We start from the raw sequence: 1,692 nt of genomic DNA on the forward strand, positions 1-1,692 counted from the left end.
GAGAGAACCCATTGATGCTCCTGAGCGGCGCCCTCAGATCATGGGATACCGAGTAGGTGAAGGCCTCAAGCTCACTATTCAGGTTTGCAAGCTCGCGTGTCCGCTCCATTACCCTTCCCTCAAGCTCCTCATTCAGCTGCCTGAGATTCTCCTCAGCCCTGTACCTGAGGACAATCTGCCAGAGTGCCTCCCCAAGGTAGGTGGCAACCCGGAGATCAAACTCATCATATAACCGTGGCTTTCCCCTCAGTGAGATGACCGCCACAACCCGGTCCCCTTCGAAGATCGGGAGGCAGATGCCGCCACATTTTCCCCCGATGACCGGCACTCTCCTTTTGATCACCTCTTCCCATGGCCCGCCCCTGTCTGCCGGAGACAGCCTTGCCATTTCAGGGATATCATCTGAAGATGAGGAGATTTTGAAGAAGCTCTCATCAGGGGAGAGGATGGCACAGTAGGCATGGGTGCTCTCTGTGAGTTTTGCTGCCTCACCGAGTGTTGCAGAGAGGATCTCTTCCTCCCCGGCATCCTGTACTGCGCTGATCCTGATCACCGACTCGAACATGTCTTTTGTCCGGATTATTGCCTGTTCAGCTGCACGTTGCCTGGTGATGTCACGGATGATCGCGATCCGGTACTCTTCCCCACCAAAGATCGCATGATGCATTGTTATTTCAAGTGTTATCGACTCTCCATCGGGTGAGGGGAGATCCCTGATGATTGCCACCCCGTCACCAATATCCGGCATCTCCGGGTGCAGAACTGATCTCCTGTCCAGACATTCGGCAAGACGCATGCCCCGGAGTTCTTTCTGCTGTTTGTTGAGGAGGCGGCAGGTCTCTTCATTCAGATCAACGATAGTATCGGATCCCGGATCGATGATCATAATCCCGACACTGACCTGGTCAAGGATGAACCTGAATCGCTCCAATTCAAGCAGCCGGACCCGCAGCTCAGGGTAGTAGCTCTTTCGAAAGGATGTTTCTCCGAGCCCGAGGATCTTCTCACGGAGCCTGAGCTGTTCTTCCCGGGTACTTTCAGAGCGCCGCTTCATAGAGCCGCATGACCTCCCCGAGTTCCGGCAGGATTGGATTGGTGACGATGCACCCATCCACCATTGCATGATCGGAGAGTGTCCTGATATCCTTGCTGAGTACACCCCGATCACCGAGCGAGCCGGTTATTCCAACCTTTTCAGCAAGCTCGCGCACCACACCTATGATCGCCTCTGCACCATTCTCCTGTATATCCTCTTCAGATGCACCAAGTATCCTTCCGATCTTGTCATATCGTGCCTGTGCAGAGGGGTAATTATAGCGTATAACTACCGGCAGGAGGAGGGAGTTGGTCTCGCCATGCGGGAGATCATAGAGTCCGCTGATTGGGTGTGCCATTGCATGCACAAGCCCGAGGCTGGCGTTAGAGAAGGCAAGGCCGGCATGAAGGCTTCCAAGCATCATCAGGCGGGTTGCCTCACTGTCTTTGCTATCATGGTATGCAGGCGGCAGCGCCCTCTTGATCATGCGTATTGCCTCAAGGGCATGGAGGTCGGTCAGGCTGGAGCTCCCGGTTGAGACATACGCCTCGATCGCATGGGTAAGGGCATCAAACCCGCAGTACCCGATGAACTTCTGAGGCAGTGTCGTCAGAAGATTGGGATCAACAAGCGAGACATCCGGTATGATTGTCTTG

At 54.7% G+C, this 1,692-nt stretch carries 2 protein-coding genes; both read right to left on the reverse strand.

The genetic code is table 11. The features are described from left to right. Positions 1-1,054 (reverse strand): GAF domain-containing protein (locus QCH34_RS12160; protein ID WP_300334523.1); only part of this gene is annotated, 1,054 nt, incomplete at its 3' end. Then, on the reverse strand, positions 1,038-1,692 hold a 655-nt coding region (locus QCH34_RS12165; RefSeq protein WP_300334525.1), incomplete at its 5' end, for an iron-containing alcohol dehydrogenase. The genes QCH34_RS12165 and QCH34_RS12160, both read right to left, overlap by 17 nt.

Source organism: Methanocalculus sp. (genome assembly GCF_029762515.1).
GTDB lineage: Archaea > Halobacteriota > Methanomicrobia > Methanomicrobiales > Methanocorpusculaceae > Methanocalculus.